This window comes from Bradyrhizobium sp. CCBAU 45384 (assembly GCF_028128665.1).
Classification (GTDB): Bacteria; Pseudomonadota; Alphaproteobacteria; order Rhizobiales; family Xanthobacteraceae; genus Bradyrhizobium; species Bradyrhizobium manausense.
In genome coordinates, this window is the sequence record NZ_LBIZ01000118.1 from 128,884 (window position 1) to 141,835 (window position 12,952).

General features: G+C 64.7%; 11 protein-coding genes. 5 read left to right on the top strand and 6 right to left on the bottom strand.

Features of this window, described 5'->3' with window-relative positions; genetic code table 11:
- Positions 1 to 7: 7 nt before the first annotated feature.
- Positions 8 to 1,192, bottom strand: a complete 1,185-nt coding sequence (locus tag XH80_RS34380) for an efflux RND transporter periplasmic adaptor subunit (protein WP_271602447.1) — start codon at positions 1,190 to 1,192, stop codon at positions 8 to 10.
- 165 nt (positions 1,193 to 1,357) lie between these two features.
- On the opposite strand from XH80_RS34380, the gene XH80_RS34385 reads away from it, so the two are divergent.
- On the top strand, positions 1,358 to 1,552 hold the full coding sequence (locus XH80_RS34385) for a hypothetical protein (protein WP_271602448.1): 195 nt from the start codon (positions 1,358 to 1,360) through the stop codon (positions 1,550 to 1,552).
- A gap of 8 nt (positions 1,553 to 1,560) precedes the next feature.
- Here the strand turns inward: XH80_RS34385 and XH80_RS34390 are convergent, their stop codons facing one another.
- Both XH80_RS34390 and XH80_RS34395 read right to left on the bottom strand, forming a co-directional pair.
- Positions 1,561 to 2,202 (bottom strand): glutathione S-transferase family protein, encoded by a 642-nt coding sequence (locus XH80_RS34390; protein WP_271602449.1) that lies wholly within the window; start codon positions 2,200 to 2,202, stop codon positions 1,561 to 1,563.
- Between the two features lie 47 nt (positions 2,203 to 2,249).
- Complete coding sequence (locus XH80_RS34395) at positions 2,250 to 3,314, bottom strand: hypothetical protein (RefSeq protein ID WP_271602450.1); 1,065 nt, start codon at positions 3,312 to 3,314, stop codon at positions 2,250 to 2,252.
- A gap of 310 nt (positions 3,315 to 3,624) precedes the next feature.
- Between XH80_RS34395 and XH80_RS34400 the strand changes: the two genes are divergently transcribed.
- The gene (locus XH80_RS34400; RefSeq protein WP_271602451.1) at positions 3,625 to 5,172 is read left to right on the top strand and encodes a TadE/TadG family type IV pilus assembly protein; all 1,548 of its coding nucleotides are present in this window, start codon (positions 3,625 to 3,627) and stop codon (positions 5,170 to 5,172) included.
- Here the strand turns inward: XH80_RS34400 and XH80_RS34405 are convergent.
- Together XH80_RS34405 and XH80_RS34410 are read right to left on the bottom strand one after the other, a co-directional pair.
- On the bottom strand, positions 5,169 to 6,662 hold the full coding sequence (locus tag XH80_RS34405) for a flavin-containing monooxygenase (RefSeq protein WP_271602452.1): 1,494 nt from the start codon (positions 6,660 to 6,662) through the stop codon (positions 5,169 to 5,171). The two genes, XH80_RS34400 and XH80_RS34405, sit on opposite strands and share 4 nt — an antisense overlap.
- 106 nt (positions 6,663 to 6,768) lie before the next feature.
- Complete coding sequence (locus tag XH80_RS34410; protein WP_057743125.1) at positions 6,769 to 7,218, bottom strand: cupin domain-containing protein; 450 nt, start codon at positions 7,216 to 7,218, stop codon at positions 6,769 to 6,771.
- 186 nt (positions 7,219 to 7,404) lie between these two features.
- Here XH80_RS34410 and XH80_RS34415 point away from each other — a divergent pair, with 186 nt between their 5' ends.
- A complete protein-coding gene (locus XH80_RS34415) occupies positions 7,405 to 8,430 on the top strand; it encodes an AraC family transcriptional regulator (RefSeq protein WP_271602453.1) in 1,026 nt (341 codons plus the stop codon).
- A gap of 142 nt (positions 8,431 to 8,572) precedes the next feature.
- Here the strand turns inward: XH80_RS34415 and XH80_RS34420 are convergent, their stop codons facing one another.
- Complete coding sequence (locus XH80_RS34420) at positions 8,573 to 10,435, bottom strand: ATP-binding protein (RefSeq protein WP_271602454.1); 1,863 nt, start codon at positions 10,433 to 10,435, stop codon at positions 8,573 to 8,575.
- A gap of 239 nt (positions 10,436 to 10,674) precedes the next feature.
- Here XH80_RS34420 and XH80_RS34425 point away from each other — a divergent pair, with 239 nt between their 5' ends.
- Both XH80_RS34425 and XH80_RS34430 read left to right on the top strand, forming a co-directional pair.
- The gene (locus XH80_RS34425; RefSeq protein ID WP_271602455.1) at positions 10,675 to 12,003 is read left to right on the top strand and encodes an NAD(P)/FAD-dependent oxidoreductase; all 1,329 of its coding nucleotides are present in this window, start codon (positions 10,675 to 10,677) and stop codon (positions 12,001 to 12,003) included.
- A 9-nt stretch (positions 12,004 to 12,012) separates the two neighbouring features.
- Entirely contained in the window at positions 12,013 to 12,939 is a 927-nt protein-coding gene (locus tag XH80_RS34430; RefSeq protein ID WP_271602456.1) for a 2-hydroxyacid dehydrogenase, read from the top strand.
- Positions 12,940 to 12,952: the final 13 nt, after the last annotated feature.

The following is a 12,952-nucleotide window of genomic DNA, read 5'->3' on the forward strand; positions in this document are numbered from 1 at the left end:
CGGCCCCTCACTTGGCAGACGCCTGCGGCTGCTCGATCTTGGTCTGTTGCGGATCGATCTTCTGGCCCGGGATCACGCGCAGCAGCCCCGAAATGACCACGCGGTCGTCAGGCTGCAGGCCGCTCTCGATCACGCGCAGGCCATTGTCGGTTGGGCCGATCTGCACCTTGCGCTGTTCGACGACGTTGTCCTTGTTGGCCACCAGCAGATAGCGGCCGCCCTGGTCGCTGCCGAGCGCCGTATCAGGAACGAGCAGGGCGTCCTTGTCCTGGTCGAAGGGCACGCGGACCCGGACGAAATAGCCCGGGAGCAGCACCCGCTTGTCGTTGGGGATGACGCCGCGCACGGCGAGCGTGCCGGTTGATGTATTGAGGGTCGGCGAGACGTAGTCGAGGTGGCCTTCATGCGGATAGCCGGTCTCGGTTTGGAGGCCCACCTGGACCGGCAACTGTCTGAGCTCGGCCACCGTCAGTCCGCGGCGTTGCGCCTCGGCCCGGATGCGCAGCACGTCCTGCTCGTTGACGGTGAAGTTGACCCAGATCGGGTCCATGGCAACAATGGTCGCAAGCTGCGTCGGGGAGGAGGCGCCGACCAGCTCGCCGACCGAGACCAAATGCGCGCTGACGATGCCGTCGAACGGCGCGCTCACCTTGGTGTAGCTGTAGTTGAGCTCCGCGATCCTGGTGTTGGCCTGGGCCTGCTGGAGATTGGCCTGGGCGTTGTCGCGGGTCGATGTCGACGTCTCCAGCGTCGCCTGCGAGACCGCCTGCCGCTGCACGAGATCCGCCTGTCGTTTGAAATCAGCTTCCGCCTGCCTGAGCGAGGCCTGCGCGCCGGCCTCGGCGGCCTGCGCCTGCTCGAGCTTCAGCTTGTAGGTCTCGGGCTCGATCGTGAACAGCTGGGTGCCCTGCTTGACGAAGGTGCCGTCGGTGTAGTCGATCGTTTGCAGAAAACCCTGCACGCGCGCGACGAGATCGACGCTCTTGATCGGCGCGGTGTTGCCGGTAGCCTCGACATAGCGCGTGACCGGGCGCTGTATGGGTGTGGCGATATCGACCTTCGGGGGCGGCGGCGCCACGTAGGCGTTCTTGTCCTCGCAGCCGGCGAGCGCAACCACGGCCATTGTCGCGGTCAGCGTCAGACAGAGACGTCTCCACGGTCCGGTGAGTCGAGCGGGATTCGCGCAAGTCATTCGGTGGCCCCTGATGATCGTCTGTCGGTGCGGCAGGCTAGCAACAAATCTCCGTTCGTGGAACACCATAGCCATGGTGTAGTCCGCTGTGGCGGCACCCACAACGGTCGACATGGTGCTGCGCGCGCATCCCGCCGCCGGTTGTCACGCCTCGGCCGTCGCGCGATGGCCTGCCGCCGCTCTTCACCGACCACCAATAGGAGGCGCTCGGCGCGCCGCGCAACGCCGCGCTCGCTGGCAAGCGATCCGGACTATTTCGACAAGGCGGCGATGACGGAACAGGACGGAGCCGCCATCATCGCGTTCCTGAAAACGCTGACCGACGGCTACAAGGTGGAGAACGAACGCTCTCTCCGATGAAGCGAGCACTACAATCCCGGTGATCTCGCCGCCCAAGCCTTGGTGGCCTGGCAGCTTTCCATCGCTCGGGCGTAGGCGGGACGTGCCGTCGTGCGCAAGAGATAGTCCCGCTCGGTCGGACCGGGGACGTAGTTGCCCGTTCGCAGACCGAGCAGGAGGGCGTAGCTCACCGAGATATCGGCGGCAGTGAATCGGTCGCCGACGAGATAGGGGCAATCCGCGAGGCGACGGATGACCAACCCAAGCCGGCTCTCGAAGGTCTCGGCTGCCCAGCGGGTCACCCGGGCGCCTCGCTCGGCTTCCGGCGCCAGCTGGCGACCGACAAGGACTGTATTCATCGGCCCGGCGAGCCCGGCCTCGCCCAAGTGGAGAAATTGCAGATAGGGAGCGAAGGCAGGATCATCGGGGGTGACGGCAAGCGAATTCGGGCCGTGGCGGGCGAGCAGATACTCAAGAATCGCGATCGACTCGACCATGATCGTGTCGCCGTCCTGCAGCACCGGAATGAAGCCGGCGGGGTTGACCGCAAGGAAATCGCGGTCATCCTCGGCTGCGAGCAGATCGACCGGGCGCAGCCGATAAGCCAATCCGAGTTCCTCAAGCAGCCAAACAACACGGAAGCCGCGGCCTTCGCCATAGACGGTGAGCATAGTTGAACATTCCTGGATTGGACTGGATAAACTGACTCGCAGACGATCTAGCGCGGTCTGATCTCCGCATATTTCACCATCGCCTTGTCGAACTTCCGCTTGAACAGCCACATCGCGCCCAAAATCTCGCGGAAGCTCGCCGAGCTTCGCGCCCGGTCGACCTTGCCGAAGGCGAAGATGCTGTTGTTGCGCAAGTGCTTCATGATGGTGGGATTGGACACCCTGTAGTTCAGCAGATCGCCGGACCTCAGCGCGGCTCGCGTCGGCGTCGGGATGATCTGGATCAGCTCGAACAGCTTCATCTGCTCGATCGGATCGGGCAGCGTCTTCACGATCGCGGGGATTTCGGCAAACAGCTCCGCATGCGCGTTCATGAGGCCGTCGCGGACGTTGGTCCAGTGATTGAAACGGCGGTCGGTGCCGCGGGACCGCGCCTCTTCCTTGTCGTCGCGCGCGTTCAAAGCCGGATCGATGGCCGCGATCGTGCCCTTGATCGCCTCCCATTTGCGCTGGCCGTTGCGGTCCTCGGAGGGGCCGGTCTGCAGGCTGCCCATATAGGTATTCGAGCGTGCGTTGCGGACGTTCTGCTTGCCGTTCGTCTCGGCATAGAAGAGTCCGAGGCTGATGCGGCCCGCGGCCTCGGCGTCAGCAGGCGCAAGCCCTTTGGCGCGCGCGATCGCGGTGCCAAGATCGACGACGTCCTTGAACGGTGTCGGCGAATTCTGAGCGCTCGCGGGCGGCGCCTCCATGATCTCGAAGATATCAGCATATTCGTCGACCAGCGGCTCGATCGCGGCGTCGAAATAGGCCGGAGGGATCCCGAACTTGTTCGGCTGGCCGATCCGCGACGGCATGGCATCGGTCAGATCCTTGTAGGTGCTGATCACAGCGACGCGGGCGAGATAGAGCGCCTGGCCCGGCAGGTTCGGCAGCGGCTGCTTGGTCTCGATCTGGCGGCGCCGCTCGGCAAGGATCGACTTGAACTCACCGAGCGCGTGCTCGTAAGCGGCTGATGCCTCCGACTGCGCCGGCGTCGGTGCGCCCTGTCCCGAAGCGGGCGTTATGAGGAACAGGGCCAGCGCCGCAGCGGCGGCATAACATCGTGTTCGCATCGCGAGGTTCCCGGGCCTGCCGATTCGGCTTCCGTGGAGATCGTAAGCCCCAAAGATGCGGGTTGGCGAGGGGTGGCCGGGAGGAGGAATGGGCCCACTTTTCACCGCACAACTTTACGATTCGGTAGCGCCCGACCTGCACAATGTACCGTCATGTCCCGGGGGCTACGCGAGGCCTTTTACGCGAAGTTTATCATCTTCGCTAACCAAGCGCTGGTCCCGGCGACTGTTTCGTCTCGTGACCCTTTTGACTCCTGTCAATCATTTTTCCGCGAACCGTCGAGAAGGCTTGGCAATGCCGGATTTTGGAATGGTACAGCGCCTTGGCCGGCTCCTGTCGCGATGGCAGCGCGACTCCCGTGCGAACGTCGCCGCCATCTTTGCAATCGCGCTCGTGCCGCTCATTGCGTCGATCGGATGTGCCATCGACTACAGCATGGCGACGCGCATCAAGGCGAAGCTGCAAAGTTCCGCGGATGCGGCGAGCGTGGCCTCGATCTCGGTCAACTCGGCCGGGTACAACGCCGCGATGGCGATGACGTCGAACGGATCGGTTGCCGCCGGCGTTACGGAAGCGAACAACATCTTCAACGGAAACGTCACCGGGTTCGCCAACAGCTACACCAATCTGGGTCTGACGAGCACCGTCACCAAATCGGGATCGAGATTGTCGGCGTCCGTGCAATTCAGCGCGGACGTCCCCGTCACCTTCATGCAGCTTCTCGGCTACCACAAGCTGACCGTAACCGGCAGTTCGTCCTCGTCCACGACGCTGCCGCTGTATCTCGATTTCTATCTGACGCTGGACGTCTCGGGCTCGATGGGCCTTCCCTCGACCACCGCGGAAGCCCAGCGCATGCAGTCGATCAATCCCGACAACTACCGGCAATATCCGACGGGCTGCACGTTGGCCTGCCATTTCTCGCCGCAGAACAGTGCCTGCACGGATTCCGGCACGCAAGGCTATCCCACCAACAATTATTGCCTTGGCTACGCGATCTCGCGCGTCAGTCAGAGCGGGTACAGGGGCCTGCTCAGCCCCAAGGCCACCAATCCCATGGGCGTTCAGCTGCCGTCCTCGATCGTCTCCGGACTGCCGAATTCGCTCTACTCAAATCTCGCGACGGTGGCGAACTGCCCGACCGACGGGACCGATTCCTGCATCCAGCTGCGGCTTGACGCCGTCGGCTATGCGGTGAACCAGCTGTTCGTCACGGCGAACAATACGGCGAGGGTGACGAACCAGTTCCGCATCGGCCTCTATCCTTTCATCCGCTATCTGTACTCGTATTTCCCGTTGACCAGCAGCATCAACGGTTCGACGACCAATCCGTCGACGATCAACTATGCGGCGGCCAATCTGGCGACGCTGCTCGATACCAACATGAATGCGAGCCTCGGCTCGGGCGGCACGCATATCGACACGGCATTGTCGAGCGTGAACACGCTGATCACGAGTGTGGGCGACGGCAGCGCGTGGAACAACACGCTGCCCTATGTCTTCCTCGTCACCGATGGCGCGCAGGATCCGCAGGTCAAGGGCGTTCCCAACGGGTCCTGGTCGGGCAGCAACCATGCCACCACGATAAACCCGGCCACGTCGTGCACGCCGCTGAAGAACCGCGGCATCATCATCTCCGTGCTGTACATCCCCTATCAGAAGATCAATCCGGTCAACACGTCCTTCGCCGGCGACGAGGACGATTACGCCAACTGGAACATCCCGAATATTCCGGCCAGCCTGCAGAACTGTGCCTCTCCGGGCTTCTTCTACACCGCGAACACACCTGCCGACATCACGGCGGCGCTGAACGCGATGTTCAATCATGCGGTCCAGGAGGCCCACATCACCAACTAATCCGCTGCCTGATACGCTGGTGCCGTCGTCAGGAATTTTGCATAGGCATCGGCATCGGGCGGCAGGAAATGTCCTTTGAGCCCGCCGCGCATCCGGGTCTTTGCGCCGATGTCGGCCATCAGCTCGTCGAAATGCCGGTAGTGATAAGGTGCGACACACAGGCCGCCATAGACGCCGGCGGCCGGTCGCTCCACGCGCTTGAAGTGCAGCATCATCTCGATGTTGTCGCGCATCTCTCGCTCCGTCGGCTGCTTCGCGAGCCGTCCATCGGCATAGCGCACCAGCCAGTTGGCGGCGAGATCGGCGCAGAGCACGGTGCAGAATGACGAGTTGAAGCCGACGAAGCCGAGGTCGGGCAGGTCGGGGTTGGCGATCAGGCGGTAGAGCCGGTACTGCCCGTCCGCATCGACCAGCTTTTGCTGATAGGCCTCGGGAAGGAAGGGCACGCCGAGCTTGTAACCGATCGCGAGAACTGCGACGTCGGCACCGATGCGCTCGCCGCCGCTCATCACGATGCTGTCGCCTTCATAATGATCGAACGTGCCGAACACCGCCTTGATGCGGCCGTCGGCGACCATCGGGTAGAAGCCGGGCGTCGCGATCGGCACCGAGCAGTTGACGCCATCCTCGATCCGCTCTTTCGGCACCATCTTGCACTTGCCAAGCTTGAGCTGCGCTTTCAACAGGCTCTCGAGGCCGCGCCAGTTCGCCCAGATCACGGGCGCAGCGAGACGGTACGCGAGCCGTGACATCGCACCGAGGCCCCAGCCCGGAAACATCTCCTCCTGCGCGCGGATATAGAGGATGCGCTTGAAGTTCACGAGCCCGCCGATGAAATAGGGGATGCGCCAGACCGGCTCGCGCATCACGATGGTGACTTCGCGCGCTCCCGATTTCACCGCGTTGACGGCAATGTCGGTCGCCGATTTCGATCCGCCGAGCACGACGACGCGGCGGCCTTTCGCAAGCGTGGCATCGCCGTATTTCGACGAATGCAGGATCTGGCCGCCCTCTGCCAGAAAGCCGTCCTCGCCCGGGCAATGCAGCTCCCGCGGCTCGTTGAACTGCCCGGTGCAAACAGCGACGAAATCGAAATCCTCGTTGCTGGTCGCGCCATCCTTGCCCGACAGGGCGAGCGTCCAGCCCGGTCTGTCGTCGGTGCGCCGCGCCATGCCCGAAACCGTCGTATTGAGGCGCAGCATGCGGTCGAGACCGAAGCTTTTCGCGTAGTCGGCAAGATAAGCATGGACCTGCGGCCCGGTCGGCCATTCCGGATAGGTCTCGGGCATGGCGCGATCGGTGTAGCGGTAGAGATCCTTGGGGCTTTGGGTCTGCACCTCCGGGTAGGAGCGCGCCGGCTCCCAGACGCCGCCGAGATCGGCGCTGCGTTCGACGATGGTGACGTGGTGGCCGCGGGCGGAGAAGGCTTTCGCTGTGGCGAGGCCGGAGACGCCGGCGCCGATCACGCAGACATGCTTGGGGCTGACCATGGGATGGCTCGCAATCGTTGTGTTTTGCGCGCGAGCGGCCACGTTCGGCCGCAAGGTGCGGCCGGCGGGGCTGCAGGCAGGTGAATGTGAACGAGGAGGCGGGCGCCTAGTCGTTGGCCTCGGGCGGCAGGAAGTCGACCTCGTGCAGCGCCGAGATGCGCACGACCTCGGCCGGGTCGGTCAGATTGTGCAGCTGGTTGAACAGCGCTTCCAGCTTCTGCATCGGCGAGACCCAGAACAGCGCGCGGCACGGTTTGTCTGACTTGTTGAAATAGCCGTGCGGAATGCCCCGGGGCATGCGCACGAGGTCGCCGGCATGGGCCTTGACCCAGACGCCGTCGAGCTTGAGGTCGAGCGTGCCTTCCTGCACCAGGATGAATTCGTCCTGGGTCGGATGGATATGCACCGGCACGAACTGGCCGGGATCGCTGTTGGTCTCGAACGCGAAGGTGGAGTCGGTGACGGCCTTGGGGAAGTAGACCTGGCCAAGGATGTTCCAGCTCTTGCCGCCGTAGCCCGTGCCGTTTGCGGTAATGCCCTTTTCGAGTGCAGTCATGCTCGCCTCCTGTTGGATACCGGCGAGAATGGAGCTTCAGCCAGACGCGAGCGGCTGTCTATCCGCTAAACGAATCCGGCCGTGGCTATTGCCCTGCAGCACGACGAATTTGCGACACGGCCCTTTTCGCATCCCCGGAACTATTATAGGCTTAAAGCAATTCCGCGACGCGAAGCGTGGTCGATCATGTCCGCAGCCGTGCTGGAAATCAGCGCAAGGGCGCCCGCAGCCGAACGGCTTGCGGAGTTCGCTCGCGTCACCACCGATGATGTCGACGAAGCGGCCGAACAGATCGGTCGTATTTTCTGTCCGCACGATCTCAGGCCGGCGCAGGCCCGTGCGTCCGGATTTTCGGCCCGGCACAATTGCGCAGCCTTCGACGGCTTTTCCATCAACTATGTCGGCTATGGCGGGACCGTCAGCATCGATCCGGGCTGCCTCGAACGCTTCTTTCTGGTCCAGGTCCCGCTCACAGGCAGTGCCCATATTCACGCAGGTGCCAGCGGATTCGACGTCGCGCCCGGCAAAATTGCTTCGCTGTTGTCGCCGACGATCGCAACGCAGATGACGTGGCGTGACTGTGCGCAAGCGATCTTGCTGCTCGATCGCCGCATGGTGGAGCAGCGTGCCGCGGCGCTGTCGGGCAGGGCGGCGGCCGCGGTCGAATTCGATCCCGTGATCGACCTGAGCGCGCCGTCGGGCCGGCATCTGCAGGCCAGTCTTGCCGAGCTGATGACGCTTGCCGAACGGCTGGGACCGTCCGGCAGGCTTTCACCGACGGCGATGGCCGGATGGCGCGAGGTGCTGCTCGATCGTCTGCTCAATGGCCAGCGGCACGGCCTGTCGGATGCGATCACGACGTTCTCGGGTCAAGCCGAGCGCCTGCCGCGCGCGCTCCGCGCTGCGCGGGACTATCTTGCTGATAATGCCGATGAGCCGCTCGATCTCGCGCAGCTCGCCTGCGCGTCCGGCATCGGCATCCGTGCGCTTCAGCTCGGCTTCCGCCGTCACTTCGGGATGTCGATCTCGGAGATGCTGCTCGATATCAGGCTTGCCAGTCTCTACGCCCGGCTCGCGCGGGCGTCATTCGACGTCTCGATCACCGACATCGCATTCGATCTCGGCTTCACGCATCTCGGCCGCATGGCCGGAGCGTATCGCGAAAAATTCGGCGAGACACCGTCGGCAACGCTGCGACGGCGGCTGAGTTAAAGCATGATCCGGAAAAGTGTGAAGCGGTTTTCCCTGGTGACATCAGCGGAACGCGTTTGCGCGGAGATCATGCTCAAACAAAGAGCTAAAGCGTGATGACGATTCAAACCGATCTCATCGCGCTTTTAGCGAGAGGGCAGATCTATTTTCGGGATCGCGTGGCGCTGTCCTCGGCCGCCTGCCTGCGCAGGAAGCCCTCGAGATCGGCCTGCACCGAATAAGGCGTCGGGATCGCATCCCCCGCGGCATCGACGGCGGTGTCGAGCGAGCGGCGCAGCATGCGTGCGAGTTCGGCCTTGCGGTAGGGTTTTGCCAGCAGGGGCGCGCCCGTGGTCGCACTTCCCGGCGCGTGCTGGGAATCGTGAGCGTAGCCCGAGGTGAACAGCACCCGCAGCGACGGACGCGCGGCCACCATCCGGTCCGCAAGCTCGCGGCCGTTGATGCCGCCGGCCATCACGATGTCGGTGAACAGCAGGTCGAACGGCGTGCCGCTCGCCGCAATCGCAAGCGCTTCGGTCGCGTTGGCGGCGGGGACGACCTTGTAGCCGAGGCTCTCGAGCTGGACCGTGACGTATCGGCGGACGTCGCGGTCGTCCTCGACGCAGAGAATGGTCTCGGTGCCGCCCACGATCTTGCGCGCATCATAGCTTGCGGGACGCAACGCGCTGGTCTCGGCCTTCGGCAGATAGATCGTGAAGGTCGTGCCGCGGCCTTCCTCGGATTTGACCTTGATGCCGCCGCCGGACTGCTTGACGAAGCCGAACACCATGCTGAGCCCGAGGCCGGTGCCTTTGCCGACCTCCTTGGTCGAGAAGAACGGATCGAAGATCCGTTCGACGTGCGCTTGCGGGATGCCCGTGCCGGTATCGATGATCTCGATCTCGACATAGTCGCCGGCGTAGCCGGCGCCGACCGCAACGGCCTCGCGCACGCCGAACACCACATTGCGCGTCGTCAGCGTCAGGCGGCCGCCCTCCGGCATCGCGTCCCGGGCGTTGATGGCGAGATTGAGCAGCGCCGCGCTGAGCTGCCCGCGGTCGGCGTAGGCGAGCCAGACATTGCCGTCGAGCTTGCGCACGATCTCGATCTTCTTGTCGAACGTCGCCAGCAGCAGCTTTGAAAGCTCCTCGAGCAAATCGTTGACGTCGATCTCGGCCGGCTGCAGCGCCTGCTTGCGCGCAAACGACAGCAGGCTGGAGGTCAGCGCGGCGCCGCGGTCGGCAGCCTCGCTGATCAGCTTGGTGATGGAGACGAGCGGCGGATTGTCCTTCACGGCCTCGGCCAGGATCTCGATCGTGCCCGTGATGACCGTGAGCATGTTGTTGAACTCGTGCGCGATGCCGCCGGTGAGCTGGCCGACCGCCTCCATCTTCTGGGACTGGATCAGCTGCTCCTCCGCCGCGCGCTTTTGCGTCACGTCCTTGACGAAGACGTTGATGACGGAGCGGTCACCGATGCGGAGCGCGGTGCTCGACGCCTCGATCAGGATGTCGTCGCCGGTTCGGTGCAGGATGTTTGCCTCGAAGCGGATGCCGATCGGCGTATCGCGGAGTTCCGGCAGGATGCGCATCATGCGCTGCCTGAAACCTGGGCGCAGCGGCTCGGCGACGAGCAACTCGACCACGTCGGCACCCAGAGCTTCCAGCCGCGACCAGCCGGTCAGGGCCTCGGCCTGCAGGCTCCACTCCAGGACAATGCCGGTGTCGTCGGTCTGAATGAAGGCGTCGAGCGCGGTCCTGATGATGGCTTGCGTCATCTGCGCGCTGCCCGTGCGCGCCTGCGCCTGCTCCGCCAGTTCGGCGGTGTGGCGTTGGCGCTGTGACGTCGCGATGCTGCGTGCGCAAATGCGGGCGAGCAGCACCGCAACTGCGCCGCTTGCGAGCAGGGCAACGATCTGGGCAGCGCCGAAACCGCTGCCGGCCACGGCATAGGAGACAAAGAGAGCCGCGGCGGTCACGACGGACTGCGCGGCCATCGCAAATGTCAGAAGCCCCCTGAGTTTCATGCTCCCACACCAAAGACGACAACCGCACCGGCCACCCGGTCCCGGCTGCCGCTTGATGTGAGCTACAGACTCCGCGCGGCGGCGTCGAGGGGCAATTTGAGGTAGTGTCGTCCTCCTGCCTTTCCTTTGGGTTCACCCCCGGGGCGAACCGGTCTGGCGCGAAGGGCGTGCATACAAGCAATGCGATTGACAGCTGTATTGAGGTGTGATCGTTCGAACTGACCTTCCAGGAGTGCATCATGTCCCCGCCGCTCAACCGAATAAGCAGCGACGAGCGTCTGCCGGCGCAGGCTGACGTCGTCGTCATCGGCGGCGGCGTCATCGGCGTCTCTGCGGCCTATCATCTGGCGAAGAAGGGGCTCTCCGTTGCCCTCGTCGAGAAGGGCCATGTCGGCGGCGAGCAATCGAGCCGCAATTGGGGCTGGTGCCGTCAGCAGGGCCGTGCGCGCGAGGAGATTCCGCTCGCGCGCGAAGCTTTGCGGCTGTGGGAAGACATGCAGAACGATGCCGGCGTCGATGCCGGCTTCCGCCGCACCGGCGTGCTGTTCCTGACCAAGAACAAGGACGAGCTCGCCGGCTGGGAGCGCTGGGCCGCCGTCGCGCGCGAGATGCAGGTGCACTCGACCGTGCTGACGCCGGCCGAGGTTGCCGAGCGCATGCCGGGAAATACCGACACATGGGTCGGCGGCCTGCACACGCCGAGCGACGGACGCGCCGAGCCGTCGATGGCGGTGCCGGCGCTTGCGACGGCTGCGCGCAAGCACGGCGTCACCATCCATCAAGGCTGCGCCGCGCGCGGGCTGGAGACGACAGGCGGGCGCGTCAGCGCCGTCGTCACCGAGAAGGGCACCATTCGCACCCAAGCCGCGCTGCTGTCGGGCGGCGCATGGTCGTCGCTGTTCTGCCGCCGCCATGGCATCGAGCTTCCGATCGGTCTCGTCAATGCCACGGCGTGCCGGACCACGCCGGCGCCGGAGATCACCTCGGGCGCGCTCGGCACCGATCTCTACTGCATCCGCCGCCGCCTCGACGGCGGCTTCACGCTGGCGCTGCGCAACCGCGGCACGGTCGAGCTGTCGCCCGATTTATTCCGCTACGCGCGCACTTTCTGGCCGACCTATCAGCATCGCAAGGGCGGACTGAAGCTGTCATTCGGCAAGTCGTTCTTCGACCAGATCATGCGCGGCACCAGCTGGAGCTTTGACAAGCCGTCGCCGTTCGAGACCGAGCGCGTGCGCGATCCCGCGCCTGACATGTCGCTGGTTAGCGCGGCATTGGCCTCGCTGATCAAGGCGAACCCCGAGCTGAAAGACATCGAGATCGCGGAGGCCTGGGGTGGCACCATCGACTGCACGCCGGATACGATCCCGGTGATCTCGCCGGTTGATGCGCTGCCGGGCTTCTTCCTCGCCACCGGCTTCTCCGGCCACGGCTTCGGCATCGGCCCCGCCGCCGGCAAGCTCGCCGCCGACCTCGTCACGGGTGCGACGCCGCTGGTCGATCCCGCCGCCTATAGCCACAAGCGCATGATCGACGGCCGGCGGCTCGCGCCGGTCAGCCCGTTCTAAAGGCGCGGCATGACGGTTCTCTACAAGGCCAATCTGGTGCGCGGCGCGGAGTGGGCGCGCTTGTTCGCGCAGCGCGCGCCCGACGTGCCGTTCCGGCTCTGGCCCGACATCGGCGATCCGGCCGATGTGCGCTATCTCGTGGCATGGGTGCCGCCGGACGATATCGCACGGAGCTTTCCGAATCTCGAGCTGGTGTTCTCGGTTGGCGCCGGCGTCGACCAGTTCGACTTCACGAAATTGCCGCCGCATGTGCCGCTGGTTCGCATGATGGAGCCGGGCATCACCGATCGCATGGTCGAATATGCCTGCATGTCGGTGCTCGCATTGCACCGGGACCTCGTGCAGTTTATCGGCCAGCAGCGCGAGCAGGTCTGGCGCGAGCTCCCCGCGATCTACGCGAGCGAGCGGCGTGTCGGTGTGATGGGGCTCGGTCTGCTCGGTCTGGCCGTGCTTGACCGGCTCAAATCGTTCGGCTTCTCACTGCTCGGCTGGAACCGTTCACCGCGCAGCATCGACGGCGTCACCTGTTATGCGGGCGCGGACGCCTTGGCGGATTTCCTCGGGCAGACCGACATTCTGGTCTGCCTGCTGCCGCTGACATCGGAGACGCGCGGCATCCTCGATGCAAATCTGTTCGCGCGTCTGCCGCGTGGTGCGCGCCTGCTCAATGTCGGCCGGGGCGGCCATCTGGTCGAGGCCGATCTCATCGCGGCGCTCGACAGCGGGGCGTTGTCGGCCGCCGTGCTCGATGTCGCCGAGCCGGAGCCGCTGCCTGCGGGCCATCCATTCTGGAGCCATCCGCGCATTCTGCTGACGCCGCACATCGCCAGCACGACGAAGCCGGAAACGGCCGTCGACTACGTGCTCGACACCATCGCCCGTCACCGTCGCGGCGAAGCCCTGCCGGGCTTGGTCGATCGTCGTCGCGGTTACTGAGGCTGCGGTGGTG

Excerpts from the sequence above, each read along its gene's own strand:
- XH80_RS34410 (WP_057743125.1), bottom strand. The coding sequence starts at position 7,218 with ATGACTGCACTCGAAAAGGGCATTACCGCAAACGGCACGGGCTACGGC.
- XH80_RS34400 (WP_271602451.1), top strand. The coding sequence starts at position 3,625 with ATGGTACAGCGCCTTGGCCGGCTCCTGTCGCGATGGCAGCGCGACTCC.
- XH80_RS34430 (WP_271602456.1), top strand. The coding sequence starts at position 12,013 with ATGACGGTTCTCTACAAGGCCAATCTGGTGCGCGGCGCGGAGTGGGCG.
- XH80_RS34415 (WP_271602453.1), top strand. The coding sequence starts at position 7,405 with ATGTCCGCAGCCGTGCTGGAAATCAGCGCAAGGGCGCCCGCAGCCGAA.
- XH80_RS34385 (WP_271602448.1), top strand. The coding sequence starts at position 1,358 with ATGGCCTGCCGCCGCTCTTCACCGACCACCAATAGGAGGCGCTCGGCG.
- XH80_RS34380 (WP_271602447.1), bottom strand. The coding sequence starts at position 1,192 with ATGACTTGCGCGAATCCCGCTCGACTCACCGGACCGTGGAGACGTCTC.
- XH80_RS34425 (WP_271602455.1), top strand. The coding sequence starts at position 10,675 with ATGTCCCCGCCGCTCAACCGAATAAGCAGCGACGAGCGTCTGCCGGCG.
- XH80_RS34395 (WP_271602450.1), bottom strand. The coding sequence starts at position 3,314 with ATGCGAACACGATGTTATGCCGCCGCTGCGGCGCTGGCCCTGTTCCTC.
- XH80_RS34420 (WP_271602454.1), bottom strand. The coding sequence starts at position 10,435 with ATGAAACTCAGGGGGCTTCTGACATTTGCGATGGCCGCGCAGTCCGTC.
- XH80_RS34405 (WP_271602452.1), bottom strand. The coding sequence starts at position 6,662 with ATGGTCAGCCCCAAGCATGTCTGCGTGATCGGCGCCGGCGTCTCCGGC.
- XH80_RS34390 (WP_271602449.1), bottom strand. The coding sequence starts at position 2,202 with ATGCTCACCGTCTATGGCGAAGGCCGCGGCTTCCGTGTTGTTTGGCTG.